The organism is Kineococcus deserti (genome assembly GCF_050871945.1).
Lineage (GTDB): Bacteria > Actinomycetota > Actinomycetes > Actinomycetales > Kineococcaceae > Kineococcus.
Genome location: NZ_JBJLSI010000001.1, coordinates 140,949 through 159,501 on the forward strand (window position 1 = coordinate 140,949; position 18,553 = coordinate 159,501).

Annotated in this window: 20 protein-coding genes; 10 read left to right on the top strand and 10 right to left on the bottom strand. The window is 74.4% G+C overall.

The genetic code is table 11. The features are described 5' to 3' along the window. Positions 1 to 99: 99 nt before the first annotated feature. Complete coding sequence (locus ACRYR2_RS00750) at positions 100 to 378, top strand: hypothetical protein (protein WP_432560894.1); 279 nt, start codon at positions 100 to 102, stop codon at positions 376 to 378. Positions 379 to 382: 4 nt separating this feature from the next. On the opposite strand, the gene ACRYR2_RS00755 is transcribed toward ACRYR2_RS00750, so the two are convergent. Beyond that, positions 383 to 742, bottom strand: coding sequence for an STAS domain-containing protein (locus ACRYR2_RS00755; RefSeq protein ID WP_432560895.1), 360 nt, complete (start codon positions 740 to 742; stop codon positions 383 to 385). A 92-nt stretch (positions 743 to 834) separates the two neighbouring features. Beyond that, positions 835 to 1,290, bottom strand: a complete 456-nt coding sequence (locus tag ACRYR2_RS00760) for a hypothetical protein (RefSeq protein ID WP_432560896.1) — start codon at positions 1,288 to 1,290, stop codon at positions 835 to 837. A 124-nt stretch (positions 1,291 to 1,414) separates the two neighbouring features. On the opposite strand from ACRYR2_RS00760, the gene ACRYR2_RS00765 reads away from it, so the two are divergent. Together ACRYR2_RS00765 and ACRYR2_RS00770 are read left to right on the top strand one after the other, a co-directional pair. Continuing rightward, positions 1,415 to 2,107, top strand: a complete 693-nt coding sequence (locus tag ACRYR2_RS00765) for an ANTAR domain-containing protein (protein WP_432560897.1) — start codon at positions 1,415 to 1,417, stop codon at positions 2,105 to 2,107. 105 nt (positions 2,108 to 2,212) lie between these two features. Then, on the top strand, positions 2,213 to 3,496 hold the full coding sequence (locus tag ACRYR2_RS00770) for an ANTAR domain-containing protein (RefSeq protein ID WP_432560898.1): 1,284 nt from the start codon (positions 2,213 to 2,215) through the stop codon (positions 3,494 to 3,496). On the opposite strand, the gene ACRYR2_RS00775 is transcribed toward ACRYR2_RS00770, so the two are convergent. Together ACRYR2_RS00775 and ACRYR2_RS00780 are read right to left on the bottom strand one after the other, a co-directional pair. Next, positions 3,493 to 5,394, bottom strand: a complete 1,902-nt coding sequence (locus tag ACRYR2_RS00775; RefSeq protein WP_432560899.1) for a CheR family methyltransferase — start codon at positions 5,392 to 5,394, stop codon at positions 3,493 to 3,495. The genes ACRYR2_RS00770 and ACRYR2_RS00775 overlap by 4 nt on opposite strands. A 4-nt stretch (positions 5,395 to 5,398) precedes the next feature. Continuing rightward, positions 5,399 to 6,448: a chemotaxis protein CheB gene (locus ACRYR2_RS00780; protein WP_432560900.1), complete on the bottom strand. Its 1,050-nt coding sequence runs from the start codon at positions 6,446 to 6,448 to the stop codon at positions 5,399 to 5,401. 193 nt (positions 6,449 to 6,641) lie between these two features. On the opposite strand from ACRYR2_RS00780, the gene ACRYR2_RS00785 reads away from it, so the two are divergent. From ACRYR2_RS00785 to ACRYR2_RS00805, 5 genes are all read left to right on the top strand, one after another. Next, on the top strand, positions 6,642 to 7,031 hold the full coding sequence (locus ACRYR2_RS00785; RefSeq protein ID WP_432560901.1) for an STAS domain-containing protein: 390 nt from the start codon (positions 6,642 to 6,644) through the stop codon (positions 7,029 to 7,031). A gap of 38 nt (positions 7,032 to 7,069) precedes the next feature. Next, positions 7,070 to 7,447 carry an ATP-binding protein gene (locus tag ACRYR2_RS00790; RefSeq protein ID WP_432560902.1) on the top strand — a complete coding sequence of 126 codons (378 nt, stop codon included), beginning with the start codon at positions 7,070 to 7,072 and terminating at the stop codon, positions 7,445 to 7,447. Positions 7,448 to 7,538: 91 nt separating this feature from the next. Then, a complete protein-coding gene (locus ACRYR2_RS00795) occupies positions 7,539 to 8,498 on the top strand; it encodes an acyl-CoA dehydrogenase (protein ID WP_432560903.1) in 960 nt (319 codons plus the stop codon). Between the two features lie 168 nt (positions 8,499 to 8,666). Continuing rightward, positions 8,667 to 9,722: an SAM-dependent methyltransferase gene (locus ACRYR2_RS00800; RefSeq protein WP_432560904.1), complete on the top strand. Its 1,056-nt coding sequence runs from the start codon at positions 8,667 to 8,669 to the stop codon at positions 9,720 to 9,722. Then, positions 9,719 to 10,402: a glycosyltransferase family 2 protein gene (locus ACRYR2_RS00805; RefSeq protein WP_432560905.1), complete on the top strand. Its 684-nt coding sequence runs from the start codon at positions 9,719 to 9,721 to the stop codon at positions 10,400 to 10,402. Before ACRYR2_RS00800 ends, ACRYR2_RS00805 begins: the two co-directional genes overlap by 4 nt. A gap of 4 nt (positions 10,403 to 10,406) precedes the next feature. Here the strand turns inward: ACRYR2_RS00805 and ACRYR2_RS00810 are convergent, their stop codons facing one another. The 3 genes from ACRYR2_RS00810 to ACRYR2_RS00820 form a co-directional block, all read right to left on the bottom strand. Further along, positions 10,407 to 11,333, bottom strand: a complete 927-nt coding sequence (locus tag ACRYR2_RS00810) for a manganese catalase (RefSeq protein ID WP_432560906.1) — start codon at positions 11,331 to 11,333, stop codon at positions 10,407 to 10,409. A gap of 11 nt (positions 11,334 to 11,344) precedes the next feature. Continuing rightward, the gene (locus ACRYR2_RS00815) at positions 11,345 to 12,535 is read right to left on the bottom strand and encodes an FUSC family protein (protein ID WP_432560907.1); all 1,191 of its coding nucleotides are present in this window, start codon (positions 12,533 to 12,535) and stop codon (positions 11,345 to 11,347) included. A gap of 110 nt (positions 12,536 to 12,645) precedes the next feature. Continuing rightward, complete coding sequence (locus ACRYR2_RS00820) at positions 12,646 to 13,530, bottom strand: Rieske (2Fe-2S) protein (protein ID WP_432560908.1); 885 nt, start codon at positions 13,528 to 13,530, stop codon at positions 12,646 to 12,648. Positions 13,531 to 13,611: 81 nt separating this feature from the next. On the opposite strand from ACRYR2_RS00820, the gene ACRYR2_RS00825 reads away from it, so the two are divergent. Together ACRYR2_RS00825 and ACRYR2_RS00830 are read left to right on the top strand one after the other, a co-directional pair. Beyond that, the gene (locus ACRYR2_RS00825) at positions 13,612 to 14,874 is read left to right on the top strand and encodes a cytochrome P450 (protein WP_432560909.1); all 1,263 of its coding nucleotides are present in this window, start codon (positions 13,612 to 13,614) and stop codon (positions 14,872 to 14,874) included. A gap of 1 nt (position 14,875) precedes the next feature. Then, positions 14,876 to 15,919: an NAD-dependent epimerase/dehydratase family protein gene (locus tag ACRYR2_RS00830; protein WP_432560910.1), complete on the top strand. Its 1,044-nt coding sequence runs from the start codon at positions 14,876 to 14,878 to the stop codon at positions 15,917 to 15,919. On the opposite strand, the gene ACRYR2_RS00835 is transcribed toward ACRYR2_RS00830, so the two are convergent. From ACRYR2_RS00835 to ACRYR2_RS00845, 3 genes are all read right to left on the bottom strand, one after another. Beyond that, positions 15,802 to 16,596 carry a sigma-70 family RNA polymerase sigma factor gene (locus ACRYR2_RS00835; RefSeq protein ID WP_432560911.1) on the bottom strand — a complete coding sequence of 265 codons (795 nt, stop codon included), beginning with the start codon at positions 16,594 to 16,596 and terminating at the stop codon, positions 15,802 to 15,804. The two genes, ACRYR2_RS00830 and ACRYR2_RS00835, sit on opposite strands and share 118 nt — an antisense overlap. A gap of 102 nt (positions 16,597 to 16,698) precedes the next feature. After that, positions 16,699 to 17,646, bottom strand: coding sequence for a glycosyltransferase family 2 protein (locus ACRYR2_RS00840; protein ID WP_432560912.1), 948 nt, complete (start codon positions 17,644 to 17,646; stop codon positions 16,699 to 16,701). After that, positions 17,639 to 18,517: a glycosyltransferase family 2 protein gene (locus tag ACRYR2_RS00845; RefSeq protein ID WP_432560913.1), complete on the bottom strand. Its 879-nt coding sequence runs from the start codon at positions 18,515 to 18,517 to the stop codon at positions 17,639 to 17,641. The genes ACRYR2_RS00840 and ACRYR2_RS00845 overlap by 8 nt, the downstream gene beginning before the upstream one ends. Between the last annotated feature and the right edge of the window lie 36 nt (positions 18,518 to 18,553).

The window sequence follows — 18,553 nt, forward strand, 5'->3', positions numbered from 1 at the left end:
TGCGTGGCATCCTGGAACCCCGGCACGGGCTCGTGCAGGACGACACGGCCGTGCTCGTCGCGCAGTGGCGGAGAGGGCAGGAGCGGGAGGGAGATCGCGGTGAAGACGGCAGCCAGCGGAACGTGGTACCCGGACGAGGGATCGCGTCTGCCCTCGGGTGAGGCGCACGCGTGGGAGCCGGGGCAGAACTCCACGGCCTGCGGGGTTCCGTTGCGGCGCGCGGGGTTGGTGCGGTTCCCGCACGTCGACTTCGCCGACCTGGACCAGTTGACCGGCGGCAGCGGGGACGAGGTCCGGTGGACCTGCCCCAAGTGCCTGGCGGCCACCGGGCAGCGGCGGCGGGAACGCCGGTGGGAACGGACGAACCCGCGCCCCTGAGGCCTCAGACCGGGCGGTACCACCCACCGGCGAGTTCCCGGCACACCGTCCGGGTGCTCAACCCGGCGCTCAGGCTCCCGTCGAGTCCCGACTCGGCCAGGGCCCGCCGCACGGCGGGGGACGGCGAGGTGGTCCACGTCCACCCGCCGCGGCGGGTGGCGGTGGCCCCGAGCGAGACGAGGGTCTTCAGGCCGGGCCCGGCGATGGCGGTCACCCGGCTGACGTCGACGACGAGGTAGCGGGAGTTCTGCAGTTCGCCCTCACCACCCTCGAGCAGCAGGTGCGCGCCGCGGTCGTCCATCTCGCCGCGGGCGTGGATCAGCGACAGCAGGGGGAACCGGGAGATCGAGAACAGGAAGTGCATCCGCCCTCCTTCGGCGCGGCTGCAGGCGCCCGGGCTGGACCCGTGGGCAACGGTAGGTGCTCCTGCGCGTGCCGCAACTCGGACCGGGCGGTTCAGCCGAGCAGCCCCGCGCCCTGCTGCTCGGTCAACCGCACGTCGACGACCATCGGCACGTCACCGGCGAGGGCCTCGACGACCGCCCCGGCGATCTCGGAGGCGTGGCGGACCTCCACCAGGTCGACGTGGTCCGGGCACGACAACCCCTCCGCGTGACCTCCCCCGAGGTCGCACACGACGAGGACGGCGTGTTCGTCGCGCACCTGCTCCAGCGCGTGCGCCAGCTTGCCCTCCAGCGCGGCGCGCGAGCAGATCCCGACCGGGAGCCGGTCCGGGAAACCGGGCGCCGAGGCCAGCCAGCGCCGGAACTGCTCGTCGCCGTCGGTCTGGAACTCCTCCTGGAACTCGGGCACGAACACCGTCGCCTCGGGGTACTGCGCGAAGCAGTCCCGCAGGTGGTGCACCAGGGCCTCGGTGAGCTCGCCGGCCCGAACCCGCGCGTCGTCGCTCACGGCTGCTCCTGTCGTCGTCGGTGCCAGCCGCGTCTCGACCACTGCGGACGCTAGTCGCGCCCCCCGGACCGTGCGCGACGACGCACGGTGGGGCACGATCGGCGCCGGAGGGAAGGAGGTCGGCGTGCAGGTGAACACCGGACGGTCGGCGGTGCTCGGGGACCAGGTGCGCTCCGCGCTGGGGACGCGCTGGGTCGTGTCGCCCACCGAGGACGACGGCGAGGTGGTCGACCGCGTCGAGCAGGCCCTCTCGGTGCTGGAGGCCCTCCTCGACCTCGGCTGGGTGGACGCGGACCGCGTCGAGGAGCTGCTGCTCGGCGATCCGCTCGCACCCCCGTCCGAGGTCGGGGCCGCGGTCCGGTCGCTGGCCGAGGACCTCGCCGTCACCAGGCTGCGGGCGCGGACGGCGGGCGAGCGCAGCCGGGAGACCGTGGCCCGTGCCCGGGCCGTCACCGCACGCTCCGAGCAGCTGGCCGCCGAGGCGCTGCGGCGCGTGCAGGAGTCCCGGCGCGCCCGGGACGAGGCCCGCGACCGGACGGTCGCGCTGGAGCAGGAGGCCGACCAGCTGCGCACCGCGTTGCGCAACCGCCCGCACATCGAGCACGCCGTCGGCGTCGTCATGCACGCCCTCGGCTGCGACCGTGACACGGCCTGGGACGTGCTGAGCCGGCTGTCGCAGCAGACCAACGTCAAGGTCCGCACGGTGGCCGACGCCCTCACCGAACGCGTCGGCCGGGGCGGAGGGCTGCCGCCGGACGTGCTGGCCGCGCTGCGGGCCGTCGCCGCCGCGCGCCCGCCCCGGGAACCGGGTCCCTGACACGGTCGGCTGACATGCGTCGCTGAGTTTGCGCGGGGCGTCGGGAGTGACACGATTGGCCCAAGCATCGAACCCGCGGTGTGGACTGCGACGTGGGGAGTCAGCATGCGCCCGGCCGTGACCCGTGAGGAAGCGGATCCCGCCGTCGAGGTCGACGTCCTGACCCAGCGGCTGGAGGTCGTCTCCGAGGAGCTCGCCGTCGCCGACGACGAGCTCGCCGCCCAGCAGCGCGAGATCGACGACCTGATCACGCGGGAACTCGAGGCCCGGCAGGCGCTGAGCGCCGTCACCGCCACCGTGCCCGTGCCCGTCCTCGTGACCGATGCGGCCGGGGGGATCCGGGAGGCGAACCAGGCCGCGGCCACCCTGCTGGGTCTGGCCGTCGGGCGCCTGCTGCGCAAGCCGGTCCAGGCGCTGATCCACCCCGACGACCGCGGCGACGTGCGGGAGCTGGTCTCCCGGAGCAGCCTGGAGGGGAACGCCGAGGGGGTGCTGCTCGTCGTTCCGCGCAACGGCGCCCCCCGCCCCGTCCGCGTCGTGGTCACGTCCGACCCGCGCCGTACCGGCGGGCGCCCCAGCCTGACGTGGGTCCTGGCCCCGGACAGCTCGGACGTCCCGGCGGGGCTGACGGACCTGGACGCTCCGGACGACCCCGCCCTGCACGCCGTCGCCGGGCTGACGACGCTGCCGGTGGGGGAGCTGAGCACGCACGAGCTGCTGACCCGCATCGCCGCGCTGGCGACCACCGCGGTCCGGGGTGCGACCTGGACCAGCGTCGTCCTGGGCGACCCCGTCCAACCTCAGGAACTGGCCGCGGACTCCGAGGTCGCGCAGGGCGTCGACGGTGCGCAGTGGAACGCCGGCGAGGGCCCGAGCACCACGGCCCACCAGGACGACGTACCCGTGGTGGTGGCCGACCTGTCGACCGACGAGCGCTGGCCGCGGCTGGCCCAGGCGATGGCCCACAGCCCGGTGCGCAGCGCCCTGGCCGTGCCGATCCGCTCGCACCAGGACGTCGTCGGCGTCCTGACCCTGTACGGCGAGGAGACCGGCGCGCTGGGCGGCGACCGGCAGCTGGACCGCGCCCTGGTGTTCGCCGAGGCCGCCGCCGCCGTGCTGGCGGACCTGCACCGCATCGAGGAACTGCGCTCGACGGCGGAGAACCTGACGATCGCCATGAAGTCGCGGGCGACGATCGAGCAGGCCAAGGGGCTCATCGCCGGCTGGCTGGGCTGCAGCGTCGAGGAGGCGTTCGACACGCTCACCCGGCTGAGCCAGGACCGCAACGTCAAGCTGCGCGACCTGGCCGCCCTCGTCGTCGCCGACCCCTCACGCCACGACCTGGAACCCCTGCTGGAGCAGACCCACGCCCGGTTGCGGTCCCGCTAGGGCCGGCCGCCGCCCAGCTGGTCCATGACGACCAGCGCGCCGCCGTGTGCGGGAGCCCCGTCCAGCGCGCTGACCGTGACCTGCACCCGGATGCCGCGGCCGCGGCGGTTGACGGCGTCCAGCACGAACGACCCGCCCGCGGGCGGTTCCTCACCCGCGAGGACGGCCCGCAGGGCCGGGCCGACCTCGTGCAGGGGCAGCCCGATGTCCAGGTTCAGCAGGTGCTCGCCGGCGGCCTCGTCGGCCCGGATCCCCCACAGGTCCGCGGCCCAGGCGTTCCACACCGTGATCCGCATGTCGGCGTCCACGACCGCGACCCCCACGCGCAGGCTGGCGAACACGCCCTCCATGTAGGCGTTCAGGGCGCTGACCTCGTCGGTCCGCAACCGCAGCTCCTGGTTGGAGTTCTGCAGTTCGTCGTTCATCGACTGCAGCTCCTCGTTCATGGTCTCCAGTTCCTCGTTGGTCGAGTGGAGCTCCTCGTTGGTGGTCTCCAGCTCCTCGACCGTGGACTGCAGCTCCTCGTTGGTGGTCTCCAGCTCCTCGTTGGTCGACTGCAGTTCCTCGTAGGCGGTCTCGAGCTGGCGGTGCGCCTCCTCGAGCTCGTCCTGCAGCTGCCGCGACCGGCTGACGTCGATGAACACCACGGCGGTGCCCAGGACGTGGCCCTGGGTGTTGCGCAGCGGCACGACCTGGACGTCGAACCACTGCCGGTCCGAGCGCGGCCGGGAGAACTCCACGTCCCGGATCCACACCGTGCGGCGCTGGGTGTGGGCCTGCTCCACGGCCGAGCGCAGTTCGACCGGCCGGTAGCTGACCTCCAGGTCCTGGAAGGGCCGGCCCACGTCGGAGGGGGACAACCCGAACAGCGTGTCCGCGCGGTGGTTGGACAGCACCACGTTGCCGTTCTGGTTCAGCACGATCTGCGCGACGGGACTGGCGGCGAGCGCCTCGGCGCGCAGGCTCGTCGCGTCGTCGGCGGCGGCCGGGAACACCGTGGGCGTCACCGTCGCGCTGGGCCGGTGCGGGGCGCGGCTGCCGCCCACCCGGCGGAAGAACCGGTTCTTGAGGTCGACGGGGGTGAACAGCGACGCCTGGCTGAGCAGCATCTCGGCCTTGCCCAGGAACAGCAGCCCGTCGGGTCTGAGGGAGTAGTGCAGCCGCTCGGCGATCCGGGCCTGCGTCTCGGCGGTCAGGTACATGAGCGTGTTCCGGCACGTCAGCAGGTCGACGTGCGAGATCGGCGCGTCCTGCACCAGGTCGGCCCGGCCGAAGATCACCGACCGCCGCAGGTCCTGCCGGAACGTGAAACGTGCTCCGTTGGGCTCGAAGTACTTCTCCCGCAGCTCCTTCGGCAGGCTGCCCATCTCACGCTCGCTGTAGGTCGCGGTGCGGGCGTGCGTCAGCGCGTCGTCGTCGGCGTCGGTGGCGTAGATCTTGACCCGCTGCCGGAACTCCTCGGTCCCCAGCGCCTCGGCCAGGCAGATGGCGATGGTGTACGCCTCCTGCCCGGAGGCGCAGCCCGCGCTCCAGGCCCGGATCGGCCCGCTCGGGCGGGCGGCCAGCAGTTGCGGCAGGAACTCGGCGCGCAGACGGTCCCAGGCGTCGATGTCGCGGAAGAACGACGTGACGTTGATGAGGATGGTGTTGAACAGCGCGGTGAACTCGTCGGCGTCGACCTCGAGGCGGTCGCGGTACTCGTCGTACCCCGTGACGCCGACGTCGTCCATCCGCCGGTGCACGCGCCGCAGCAGGCTGGCCCGCTTGTACCCGGTGAAGTCGAAACCCCGCGCCTCCTTGAGGTGCTCGATGAGCTCCTCGAAGTCCTGGGCGCTGCCGCGGACGGGCTCCGGCGCGTGTTCCTGTTCCTGCTCCTGGTTCTCGTCCTGGTCGTCCACGGGCTCAGCTGCTCGTCTCGTCGGTCGGGGTGGGCTGGGGGTCACGGCCCTCGTGCGGACCGCGCAGTGCCCGGGAGGTCAGCAGCCGGCGGATCGTCGCCGCCGCCTCACCGGTCTCCAGGGCCCGGTCCAGGAACCGCTCGGCGGTGATCCGGTGCCCGGACTCGAGCGCCCGGTCGCCCATCTCCTGCGCCAGTGCCGCGCGTTCCTCCAGGCTGCGCAGGGCGACCCACAGCGCGCTGTCGAGTTCGGCGGACTGCTGCTCGTGCAGGCTCTGCGGGCTCCACGCGTGCCCCACCCGGCAGCGGAACCGCAGCAGACCGTGGTCCTCGATCCGCCACAACACCCCCGAGCAGTCGGGACAGGAGTACCCGGACGGTTCCCCGGGGTGTTCGCCGGACTCCACCGGCCCGAGGTCGAACTCGGCCATCGCGGTCTCCTCCTCCTGGATCCGCTCGTCGTCGGGGTCGCTCTCCCAGGGCGGCGCCTCCTGCCGGACCAGCCGCACCAGCAGGGGCGCGACCTCGGGCAGCGGCACCACGTGCTCGGGCCCGGCCGCCTCCACCGCCGCCCGGGGCATGCCGTCGTACAGGGCGTCGGTGGGGTCCTGCACGACGCCGATCCCGCCCTGGGCGCGCACGGCGACCAGCCCGGCCGCCCCGTCGTCGAGGGCTCCGGACAGCACGACCCCGATCGCCCGCGACCCGACCGCCCGCGCGGCCGAGCGGAACAGCGTGTCGACCGCGGGCCGGTGCCCGTTCTCCCGCGGACCGCTGCTGAGCACGACGTGGTCGCCGGACAGCAGCAGGTGACGGTCGGGGGTCGCGACCAGGACGGTGCCGTGCTGGAGGTGCTCCCCGTGCCGGGCCGACCGGGCGGGCAGCGGCCCGGCCCGGTCCAGGATCGCGGCGAGCGCGCCGGCGCCGGTGGGCGGGACGTGCAGCACCACGAGCACGGTGGCGGGAAGGTCGACGGGCAGCCCGGCGACGAGCGTCCGCAACGCCTCCACGCCGCCGGCGCTCGCGCCGACCAGGACGACGTCGCGGGTGGACATGGCGGCCAGCGTAGTGACCGGGACGACGCCCGGACCGGGTCGGTGGTCCCGCCTCGCGCGATCACCCTCGATCGACACGCGGCCGGAGGGGTACGGTCGGGGGGCCGGCTCGAGCACAGGGTTGGGAACCAGCCGCACGCCGACCAGCAGGACGACCAGATCACCGGCAGCACCGGTGGCAGGAGGGAGCAGCGTGTCGACGCCGTCTCCGCAAGAGTCCACCCCCCACGAACCCGGCGCGGACGCCGAACGCCCCCTGGGACGGGTCGCCGTCGTCGGGGCACCCGAGCGTCTCGTCGTCCGGATGGACGGTGAGATCGACGACGAGCTGCGCCTCGACCTCGACGACGCGGCCGCCGAGGTCGGCCGCCGGCACCGCCGGGACGCGGTCCCCGTGCACGTCGACGCCACCGGCGTGACGTTCATGGACTCCACCGGCGCGGCCTTCCTGGCCCGCCTCGCCGTGGCCGTGCGCCCCGCGCGGGTCACGGTGCACCCCAGCCAGCCCGTCGCCTTCCTCATGGACCTGACCCGCCTCGCCGACGTCCTCGACGTCGCGCCGGGGACACCGGACGCGTTCTGACGCGCGCGGATCCTGATCGTCGGCGACGATCAGGATCCATGTGCGAGTGGTTCCCGAGTGCCGAGTCCGCCGTCGTGGCCGACCGGTCCGCGGCCCGCCACGCACGGCGGTTCCTCGACGACCACTGGTGCGTCGAGCACGCCGCTCTGCTGCGTGGCCACGCCGACCTGGTCGTCAGCGAACTCGTCACCGAGGCGGTGCAGCACGGGAAGGCGCCCGTCGTGCTGAAGGTGGAGTGCGAAGGGCTCGACGGCGTGATGATCGCCGTCAGCGACGGCGACCCCAACGGCCCGCGGTTCCGCACCGTCGGCCCGGACGAGGCCCACGGCACCAACCTCGTCGAGGTCCTCAGCGACGAGTGGGGAGTCCGCACCCGGCCCGGTGGGAAGACCGTCTGGAGCCGTCTGATCGTCTGACGTGCAGAGGGACCGGGGCCCGGGGCCCGGTTGGCCTCCGGGCGAGCCGTCCGTCGCTTGAACGGGCAACCTTCGAACCCACGGAGGCCCGGTGTCGATCACCGCTGCGCTGCAGGTCGCCAGTCACCTCACCCACCAGGCACCGCTGCCGGGCCGGGGGGAGACGCGACGGCGCTGGCAGGTCCTGGCCACCCTGGCCGAACGGGACCTGACCCTCGCCCGCGTCACCGAGGCCCACCTGGACGCCGTCGCGATCCTCGCCGAGGCCGGCACGTCCGTTCCCGCGGGCACGACCTGGGGCGTCTTCGCCGCCGAGGCGCCGGCCGCCCGGCTCGAGGAGCACGACGGCGTGCTGCAGGGGACCGGACCCTGGTGCTCCCTGGCCGACGACCTCAGCCACGCCTTGGTGACCGCGCACACCCCCGCGGGCCGCCGGTTGTTCGCCGTCGACCTCGCCGCCGGCCGCGCCGCCGGCACGGTCGAGGTGGAGACCGGCACCTGGCACAGCCGCGGCCTGGTCGACGTGCCCAGCGGCCCCGTGCACTTCCGCGGTGCCCCGGCCGAGCCCGTCGGCGAGGTCGGCTGGTACCTGCAGCGCCCCGGGTTCGCCCACGGCGGGATCGGGGTGGCCGCCTGCTGGTTCGGCGGCGCCGTCGGCGTCGCCCGTCCCCTGCTCACCTCCGACCGCGACGACCCGCTGACCCGGCGCTCCCGGGGGCTGGTCGACCTGCGCCTGCAGGTGGCCCGACTCGCGCTGGACGCCGCCGCGTCGGCCGTGGACACCGGCCGGGCCGTCGGCGCCGCGGGTGAACTGCTCGCCGCCCGGACCCGCTCGATCGTGGCCGCGGCCTGCGAGGACGTGGTCACCGAGGTGGGTCACGCCCTCGGGCCGGCCCCGTTGACCTTCGACGCGGCCCACGCCGCGCGGGTCGCCGACCTGACCGTCTACCTGCGTCAGCACCACGCCGCCCGCGACGTGGCCGCCGTGGGGGAGATGGTGGGGGAGCTGCTCGACAAGACCGGGCCGGAGGAGACGCGGTGGCCGTGGTGAACGCAGGACCCGTCGAGTTCACCCACGACAGCCCCGGAACGGCCGAGGCGGAGTGGAGCCACTGGCCCGGACTGCACGATGTGCCCGAACTCGACTGGGACGGCGTGCAGCACGTGCTCGTGGTCGCCGCCCACCCCGACGACGAGACCCTCGGCGCCGGCGGCCACGGTGCACCGCCTGCGCATCCCCGACGGCGGCGTGGCCGGCGACGTCGCGGCGCTGGAGGCCCGCATCCGCCGCCTCACCGGGCCGGGCACGCTGCTGGTGGCGCCGTGGACCGGCGACGGTCACCCCGACCACGAGGTCGCCGGGACCGTCGCAGCGCAGGTGGCCGCGCAGAGCGGGGCCCGCTGCCTGCTCTACCCGATCTGGCTGTGGCACTGGTCCCACCCGGGCGACGAGCGGGTGCCCTGGCAGCGGGGGACGCACCTGGTCCTGGACGAGGCGGCCGTGCGGGGCAAGCGGGAGGCGATGGCGCAGCACGTGTCGCAGACCGGTCCGCTCTCGCCGCACCCCGGTGACGAGGTCCTGCTCGGCGCGGCCGTGCTGGCCCACTTCGAACGGGAGGTGGAGTTCTTCCTCCGGCCCGCCGGCAGCGCCCCGGCGGACAGCCTCGGCGTGGAGTTCTTCGAGCAGTTCTACGACGAGGGCGGCGAGGACCCCTGGGGTTTCGAGGACCGCTGGTACGAGCAGCGCAAACGGGCCCTGACCCTCGCCTCGCTGCCGCGGCGCGGCTTTCGTTCCGGGCTGGAGGTCGGCTGCAGCGCAGGCGTCTTCACCGTGGAACTGGCTGGCCGGTGCGAGGACCTGCTGGCCGTCGACATCGCGCCCTCGGCGCTGGGCAGGGCGACCGCGCGGGTGGCGCAGGCGGGGTTGTCGAACCGGGTGCGCACGCAGGTCGCCCGGATGCCGCAGGAGTTCCCCGCGGGGGAGTTCGACCTCGTGGTGCTGTCGGAGGTCGGGTACTACTGCGGGCACGAGGACCTGCGCGACCTGGTGGAACGGGTCCGGGGCTCCCTCACGCAGGACGGGGTGGTGGTCGCCTGCCACTGGCGGCACCTGGTCGCCGGGTACCCGCTGACCGGTGACGAGGTGCACCGGGTGCTGCGGGCCGCACCGGACCTGGAGGTCCTGGCCCACCACGAGGAGGAGGACTTCCTGCTGGACGTCCTGGTGCGGCCTCCGGTCGTCTCCGTGGCCCGGGCCGGCGGCCTGACGCCGTGACGACCCCTCGCAGGCTCACGCGCGTCGTCGTGGTCGTCCCGGCCCGGGACGAGGAGGAGACGATCGGCCGGTGCCTGGCCGGGCTCGAGCGGGCCACCCACCGCTGCCCGGTTCCCGTCGACGTGACCGTCGTGGCCGACCGGTGCAGCGACGCGACCGCGCAGACCGCCGCGGCGGCAGGGGTCCGCGTCGTCGTCTCGACCGCCGGTGCCGTCGGCCCGGCCCGCGCCGCGGGAGTCGCAGCGGCCCTGGTCGACGTCCCGCACGAGCAGTGGGCCACGACGTGGATCGCCTCCACCGACGCCGACTCCGTCGTCGCCGGTGGCTGGTTGCGCCACCAGGTCGAGACGGCCGACTCCGGGGTGGACCTGCTGCTGGGCACCGTCCTGCTGCCGGGCCCGGCGGGCTCGCACACCGGCTGGCGGGCGCGGTACGCGGCCGGGACGTGGGGGACGGGTCACCTGCACGTGCACGGCGCGAACCTCGGTGTCCGCGCCTCCACCTACGTCGCCGCCGGTGGATTCCCCCCGCTGCCGGCCCACGAGGACCGGGTGCTCACCGACCGCGTGCGCGAACTGCCCGGTGTCCGGGTCCGCAGTTCGACCAGGTGCCCGGTCCTGACCAGCGACCGGCTGCTGGGTCGCGCGCCCGAAGGCGTGGCGCGCGACCTCAGCGCCTGAACGACTACTTGTCGTCGCCGGTCAGGGCGTCCTTGACCTTGGTCACGACGTTCTGCGCGCCCTGCAGGTGCGCCCCGGCGCCCGTGCCGGGCTTGCCCGGGCCCTGGCTGCCGTCGTAGGTGACGAACTGCTTCGGGTCCGGCGCGGGCAGGATGCCCTGGTCGTCGGTCAGCGGCCGCAGTTCCTCGGTGCGGAACGGCTCGCCGTCGACGAGGCTGTTCGCGGTGGCCCACAGCCCCTGGCCGGCCTGGCTGCCCTCGGTGCTGGTGTAGAACACGTGGGCGGCGTCCTTGTTCTCCCACTCGCCGTTCGACTGCTCGATCTGGGAGTCGACGTAGCCGTCCTCGATGAGCATCTGGATGCCGAGCAGCCACTGCTGCTGGTGGTAGGTGTCGCGGGCCAGGTTGAAGGCCAGCATGTCCTTGACGCCACGGTCGTCGGTCATGTTCGCGATGCGGCTGGTCATCAGGCGGCTCTGCGCCTCGGCGGAGACGTTGGAGCGGAAGTCGCTGAGCAGGTTGCCGCTGGCGACGATGTACCCGGCGTTCCAGGGGTTGCCCAGGGAGTCGGTCGGGCGGGCGCCGCCGCCGGAGACGATGGCGTGCTGCGGGTTCTGGCCCCCCAGGACCGCGGCCAGGACCGGGTTGGCGGCGGCGGCCTTCTCGGTCGCCTCACCCGGGGCACCTTCGAGCAGACGGGCCAGCATGACGGTGAGCATCTCGACGTGCGAGATCTCCTCCGTCCCGATGTCCATGATCATGTCCTTGTACTTGCCGGGGACGCGGCAGTTCCACCCCTGGAACAGGTACTGCATCATGACGGTCATCTCACCGAACTGACCGCCCAGGATCTCCTGGAACTTCGCGGCGAACAGCGCGTCGGGCTTCTCGGGCTTCGCGGTGAACTGGAGTTCACGGGTGTGGCGGTACACGCGTTGTCCCTTCAACGTCGTCGAGTTCTCAACGATCTCCAGGTACCCCTGCCGGGAGGTCTCAAACGCGGGGGTGCGGGCAGTTCCGGGTCAGGTCTGCGCCAGGGTGCCGGGACGACGGCCTCGGGGTCGTCGTCCTCGACGTCGACGTCCAGCGCCCCCAGGCACCGGCGCAGCGCCGTGACGACGGCCCCGGCGGTCTGGCGGTCGCGCTCGGTGCCGAACTCCGCGCCGGCCTCGGCGGCCGACAGGCGTTGGAGTTGCTGGCGCAGGGCGTCGCGCCGGGCGGGCCCGCCGTCGGTGTCGGGGTACTCGTGCAGCAGGGCGGCCAGGCAGTCCAGCACCTCCGCCGTCTGCCCGCGCAACGGGACGCCGAGGGCCACCTGACGCTGTGCGGGGTTCTGCACCTCCAGCAGCAGTTCGGTGAGTTCCTCCACCCGTACCGCCACGTTCTCCAGCGCGACACCGGCGACGTGGTGCCGTCGGACCGTGTCGAGGTTCCGGCCGGCGCGGACGTTGCCGTGCAACGACTCCTCGGTCTCCTCCCGCGTGGCGCGCAGCGATTCGCGCACGGGGGCGACGGAGCGCAACCGTCCCGCCCACTCGTCGGGACCGGGCGGTTCGTCGGTGCGCAGACCGTCGGCCAGGTCGGCGAGCTGGTCGGCCAGGGCGGTGGCCAGGTCGTGCAGCGCCTGCGCCGAACGGGCCAGGGGGATCTCGGGAAGCAGCGCGTTGACCCCGACGGCCACGACACCGCCGAGCAGGGTCAGCGCGCAGTAGGCCGCGGCGTACTGGACGGGGTGCTCGGCCGACGCGGTCAGCACGAACAACGCCACGGTCAGGACCCAGCTGCCCTGGCCGCCGAAGAAGCGCCAGCCCGCCAGCAGGGTCGCGGCGAACACCAGCAGGGGCACCACGAGCAGGTCCCGCCCCAGCAACTGCCCGGCCAGCAGGGAGAGCATGGCGCCGCAGATGATGGCCGTGACGGCCCGTGCTGAGTTCGCCACGGAACTCCGCACGGTGGAGTAGGAGCTCACGACCGCGCCGAGGGGAGCGTAGTACGGGTACGTCTCGGCGACCTGCCAGGGCAACGCGAGGGCGATCGTCCAGGCCAGCGTCGCCGAGATCGCCGTGCGCGCGGCCAGACCGAGCCTGGGCCACCGGGCGAGAACCCGGTGGCCCAGCAGGGAGCGGGAAACCATCAGGGGTGCAGCGCGACCTCGAGGCAGCCGTCGCGTTCCGCCGACCGCCTGCCCCGCCACGTCACAGCTCGCACGGTCCCACCCTGCCTCCCGGGAGCGGCCCGGGCACCTCAGAGCGGCGGGCCGACGACCCGGGCCAGCACCCGCCCGCCGTCGACCTTCGTCTCCACGGTCGGCTGCGGCGCGGTCGCCGGTCCACCGTGCACCGTGCCGTCGCCGAAGCGGAACTCGCTGGCGTGCCAGGGGCAGGTGATGGTCGTGTCGTCCCCGGACCCCTTCACCTCGCCCTCGTGCAGGGGGCCCCCCAGGTGGGTGCACGTGTCGGTCAGCGCCTGCACCCGCCCGCCGCGGCGCAGCACGCACAGCGGAGCGTTCCCGATCCAGCGCTGGGCCGGCTCGCCGTCGGGCAGGTCGGCCAGCGGGCCGATGTCGGAGAACTCCTGACCGTCCCCGGCCAGGTGCACCAGGTGCTCGGCGTGGTTGGCGCCCGCGGCCCACCGGTAGGCCAGGTGACCGCCCAGCGCGCCGGCCGTCCCGGCCGCGACGGTTCCCGCCGAGCGCAGCAGCCGCGCGTGCCGGCGCGAGAGCAGTGAGGCCGTCCACAACGTGGCGGCGACCGCGTTGCCCGCCGCGTGCACGATCGCGGTGCGCTGCTGGTCGGGGTGCAGGTCCACGTAGTCGGCCCAGCCGGCCAGCGCCGTGGGGACCACCGAGGCCACGCTGACGGCGGCCAGGCCGCGGGCGGCGGGCTCCAGGGCGCGACCGCCGGGGGCGAGCACGGAGACGGTGTCCAGCAGCAGCGCCGAGACCGACGTCCCGACGGGCAGCTGCGCCAGGGCCGGGTGGGCGGGGTGACCGGCCGGGCGGCCGTGCAGCAGGGCGCGGACCCGGCCACCGGGCAGCAGCCGGTCGGCGACGTCCTTGGCCCGCTGCGCGACCGGGTCGAGCGCGGTCCACCGCGAAGGGGCGTCGAAGAGCGTGCTGATCAGGGGCATGGCTCCGTCGTACGCCCCCCGGGGCCCGCACGCACGGCGAGACGGTGGTTTCCGGCTCCGGTGACCGGGTAGCCGACGACCATGGACGTGCTGCTCACCCTGCTCGCCCGGGGCTTCGACGGACTGCCCCGGTCGAGCGCTCCGGCGCGGACCCGGCTGCTGGGACGGCGCGCGGTGGTGCTGCGCGGCGCCGAGGGCGTCCGCACGTTCTACGACTCCTCGCGGACCGAGCGCTCCGGCGCGGTGCCGGCGGTGCTGTCCCACGTGCTCTTCGGGCGCGGCGCGGTGCACGGCCTGGACGACGCCGAGCACCGGGTCCGCAAGGACCTGTTCACCGACGTCCTGGGCCCCGGGCACGTCGACGGGCTGCTGACGGCCACGGGTGAGGAGTGGCGGCGGGCGGTGAGCCGGTGGCCGGGGCGGCAGCGGGTGGTCCTGTTCGAGGAGGCCGTGCACGTCCTGGGCCGGGCGGTGCTGCGCTGGTCGGGCGTCAGCGACGGGGCCGACGAGGCCCTGGACGTCCGGCGGGCGCACGACCTCATGCGCATCGTCGACGGTTTCGGATCGGCCGGTCCCCGGTTCGTGCGGGCCCGGGCGGCCCGGCGCCGCTGCGAGGCGTGGGCCCGTGCGGCCGTCCGGGACGCCCGCGCCGGCCGGGTCCGGCCGCCGCGGGGGTCGGCGCTGGCGCAGGTCAGCGCCCACCGCGACGTGCACGGGGACCTGCTCGACGAGCGGACCGCGGCCGTCGAGCTGCTCAACGTCGTCCGGCCCACGGTCGCGGTGGCCTGGCTGGTGACCCAGGCCGCCGTGGCCCTGCAGCACGACAGCGGGGGACCGTGCTGGCGTGACCTGGTCCGCACCGCAGCCGGTTCCGACCGCGCCCAGGAATTCGCGGTCGCCGTGGCCCACGAGGTCCGCCGCCGGCACCCCTTCGTCCCGGCGCTGGCGGCGAAGCTGCGGCGCGGGTCCGTCGTCGAGGGCACCCGGCTGCGAGCCGGGGACCGGCTGGTGCTGGACGTCGTGGGAACCCACCGTGACCCCGCGCAGTGGCCCGAACCGGAGCGGTTCGACCCCGACCGCTTCGTCGGCCAGGGCATGCGCCCCGTCTCGCACGCCTTCACCCCGCAGGGCGCCGGGGACGCCCGCACCGGGCACCGCTGCCCGGGTGAGCCCGCGACGGTGCGGTTGCTGGCGCAGGCCGTGCGGGTGCTGGCGACGACGCAGTACCGGCTGCCGCCGCAGGACCTGCGCAGCCCGGCCCGGCCGGTGCCGTCGCGGCCGGCCAGCGGGGTGGTGCTGACCGACGTCCGGTTGCCGGACGCGCCCACGATGGGAGCGTGGTGAGATGAAGATCGCGATCACAGGAGCTTCGGGCAACGTCTCGACGGCACTGCTGCGCCGGCTGAGCGGAACCGGCCACGAACTCGTCGGGTTGTGCCGGCGGCTGCCCGAACCCGAGGGCGTCTACCAGCAGGTCCGCTGGGAGCAGGTCGACATCGCCGGGCCGGGGGCCGTGACCCGGCTGGCCGAGGTCTTCCGCGGTGTCGACGCGGTCGTGCACACGGCCTGGCTCATCCAGCCGGCCCGCGACCCGCAGGAACTGACCCGCGTCAACGTCGGCGGCAGCCAGAACGTCGTGGCCGCCGCGCTGCAGGCCGGAGTTCCGCACCTGGTCCACCTGTCGTCCATCGGCGCCTACTCCACGCACCCCAGCGACGACGCCCGCGTCGACGAGTCCTGGCCGACCGAGGGCATCCGGCCCTCTCAGTACTCGCGGGAGAAGGTGGCGGTGGAGCGGCACCTCGACGCCGTCGAGCGCGACCACCCCGAACTCGTCGTCACCCGGGTGCGTCCGGCCCTGGTGTTCCAGCGGGACAACGCCAGCGAGATCGCCCGCTACTTCCTCGGGCCGTTCGTCCCGACCCGCGCGCTGCGCCGGGTGCCGCTGCCGGTGCTGCCGCTGCCGCGGGCGGTCCGGTTCCAGGTCGTCCACGCCGACGACCTCGCCGACGCGATCGCGCGAGTGCTGGAACAGGTTCCGGGGGGAGCGTTCAACGTCGCCGACGAACCGGTGCTGCGCGGCCGCGACCTCGCGCTGGGGCTGAACTCCGCGCGCTACGTCGAGCTGAACCGTTCGCTGGTGCGCGCGGCGGCCGACCTGACCTACCGCGCGCACGTGCACCCGGTGCAGCCGGGCTGGCTGGACCTGGGCTACGGGGTTCCGGTGATGGACACCACCCGGGCCCGCACCGAGCTCGGGTGGTCACCGGCTCACGCGGCGCGCGACGTGCTCGTGGAACTGCTCGAGGGCATGCGCGACCACGCGGGCGCACCGTCCGCGGCCTTGCGGGGACGGACCGTGTTCCCGACCTCGCGCACGGGGATCTGATCGCCGGACAGTTCGGCCCGCAGCCGGCGCAGCAGCACCGACAGCAGCCGGGACACCTGCATCTGGCTCACCCCGAGGTCGGCGGCGATCTCGGACTGGGTGGCGTCCTCGTAGAACCTCAGGTGCAGGATCCGGCGGTCGCGCTCGCCGAGGTCGGCCACGGCCCGCCGCAGCGACAGCAGGTCGTCGACGGCCCGGGTCCGGTCGCCGTCCGGCGCCAGCACGTCGCCGAGGACGGTGGAGTCGTCCTCGGCGTGCTGCGGGGCGTCCAGGGAGATCGCCGAGTAGCCGTTGGAGGCGCGCCGGGCCTCCCGCACCTCCTCGACGCTGGCGCCGAGCCGCTGCGCGACGACCTCGTCGGGAGCGGCGTCGTCCTCCTGCAGCAACCGGCTGCGCAGTTCCTGCAGCCGCCGCGGCGGCCGCACGAACCACCCGTGGTCGCGGAAGTGCCGGCGCAGTTCTCCGGTGATCGTCGGGGTGGCGTAGGCGCAGAACTCGTGGCCGGATTCGGGGCGGAACCGCTGCGCCGCCTTCACCAGACCGAGCGAGGCGACCTGCACGAGGTCCTCCGCGGGGATTCCGCGGTTGCGGTACCGCCAGGCCAGCGCCCGCGCCAGCCCCAGGTGGTCGTTGACGAGCTCGTCAGGCGTCGGGACAGCGGTCGTCAGAGTGGTCATCCACGTCTCCAGAGGTCCCGAGTCACGGAATTCCCAGGCGAGCTGCTGCACCCGGCGCGCTCACTCCAACACCGACACCGGGGGGCGGCAACCGGAAAGGACTCAGCGGGAGTAGTTCCGGGACTTCGAGGTCCGCTGGGACTCCTCCAGCGCCGCGAACCGGGCTTCGGCGTGCGGCGGTAGCACCTTGCGTTCCCGCACCAGCCACGGCAGCCCGGCCACCGCGTCCAGCACCCCCAGCGCGCTCGTGCGGTCCGGCGGCAGACTCCTGAGCAGGTCGCGGGTGCGTCGCGTGGCGGCCGGTAGTGGACGGCGCAACCAGGTGAACCACAGGGTGTTCCGGATCCCGTTGCGGCGGCGGCGGGTGGACTCGCGCAGCACCGAGGCCTGGTGGTGGATCTGCAGGTCCTCGACGTAGCACAGCTCCCAGCCGGCCGCGGCGAGGTCGGCGGCCAGCAGTTCCTCCTCGCCGCCCAGCCACAACCGGCGGGAGAACCCGCCGACCTGCAGGAAGGCGCTGCGGCGCACCACCGAGGCACCGGCCAGGAAACTGCCCAGCGCCGGTCCGGGCAGTCCCGGGGCGCCCTGCACGGGGGATTCGCGCAGTTCGGTGACGATGCCGTCCTCGACCCCGCCGGGTTCGACGAGGATGCGGGCGGTGAGCACCGCGATCCGCTCGTCGGCGTCGAACAGGTCCGCCGCGCGCTCCAGCGAACCGGGATCCCACCAGGTGTCGTCGTCGCAGAACGCGACGTAGGGAGTGGTGGCGCTCGCGACACCGGTGTTGCGCGCGACCGCGCCCTGGTTCTCCGGCAGCACGACGACGTCGAGCCGCCGACCGCCGGCGCTGTCGCGGGGGTGCGCCTCGCGCAGGGCCTGCGCCGTGCCGTCGGTGGAGGCGTTGTCCAGGACGATGACGCGGGGGCGTTCGGGCAGTTCCAGCAGCCGGCGCACCGCCACGAGGGCCTCCTCGCGGCGCTGCCAGGTGATGAGGACGACCGTCACCCGCTCGTGCGCGGGGCCCTCGGGGATCTCTCGCGGCTCAGCCACGGGCGAGGACCTCCAGCCGCCGTTCGACCAGCGGGTCCGGTCCTCGGCGTTCCCGCAGCGCGGCGGGGATGCGGGGGACCGCGGCCAGCGCGCCGGAGCGGGGCTCACCGCCGTGCACGAGCGCCGACACCGTCGAGCGGGCCGCGACCCGCACCGGCCGGCGCATCCACGCCGTCAGCAACGCGTTGCGCTGCAGCAGCTCCCGACGCTGCTGCGCCGTGCCGCGGCTCGGTGAGGGGTGGTGGTGGGCCACGACGTCGTCGACGTAGGCCAACCCCCAGCCCGCCGCGACCAGGTCGTAGGTCACGCGTTCCTCCTCGCCCCCGAAGTGGACGACGCGGTCGAACCCACCCGTGGCCAGGAACGCCTCGCGGCGCACGACGGTGGCGCAGGCCACGAACCCCAGCACGTGCGGGCCGGGCAGGTCCTCGTCGCGTCCCCAGGGGGCCGAGGCCATGTCCTCGCAGACCGGGTCCAGGTCCTGCTGCGGCCCGACGAGCGTGCGCGCGGCCAGCAGCGCCAGCCGGGGGTGCGCCTCGAAGACGTCGGCCGCCCGGTCCAGCGCACCCGGCGCCCACCAGGAGTCGTCGTCGGCGAAGGCCACCCACGGGGTGCGCGCGGCGCGGACGCCGAGGTTGCGCGCGGTCGCGCCGAGGTTGCCGCCCGGGCGGATCAGGCGCAGCTGCGGCAGCCCGGCCCCGGCCCGGCGGGCGGCCTCGTCGGCGACCACCGACGCCGTCGCGTCGGTCGAGCCGTTGTCGACCACGACCACCTCGGCCTCGTGGCGGGGCAGGGACGAGCGCAGGTCCTCGGCGCGGTCGCGGGTGGCCACGACGACCGTGACGCGTGGTGGGCCGGGTGGCGTGGTCATGCAGCGGACGGTACCGACGAGCGGAAACCACCGCGC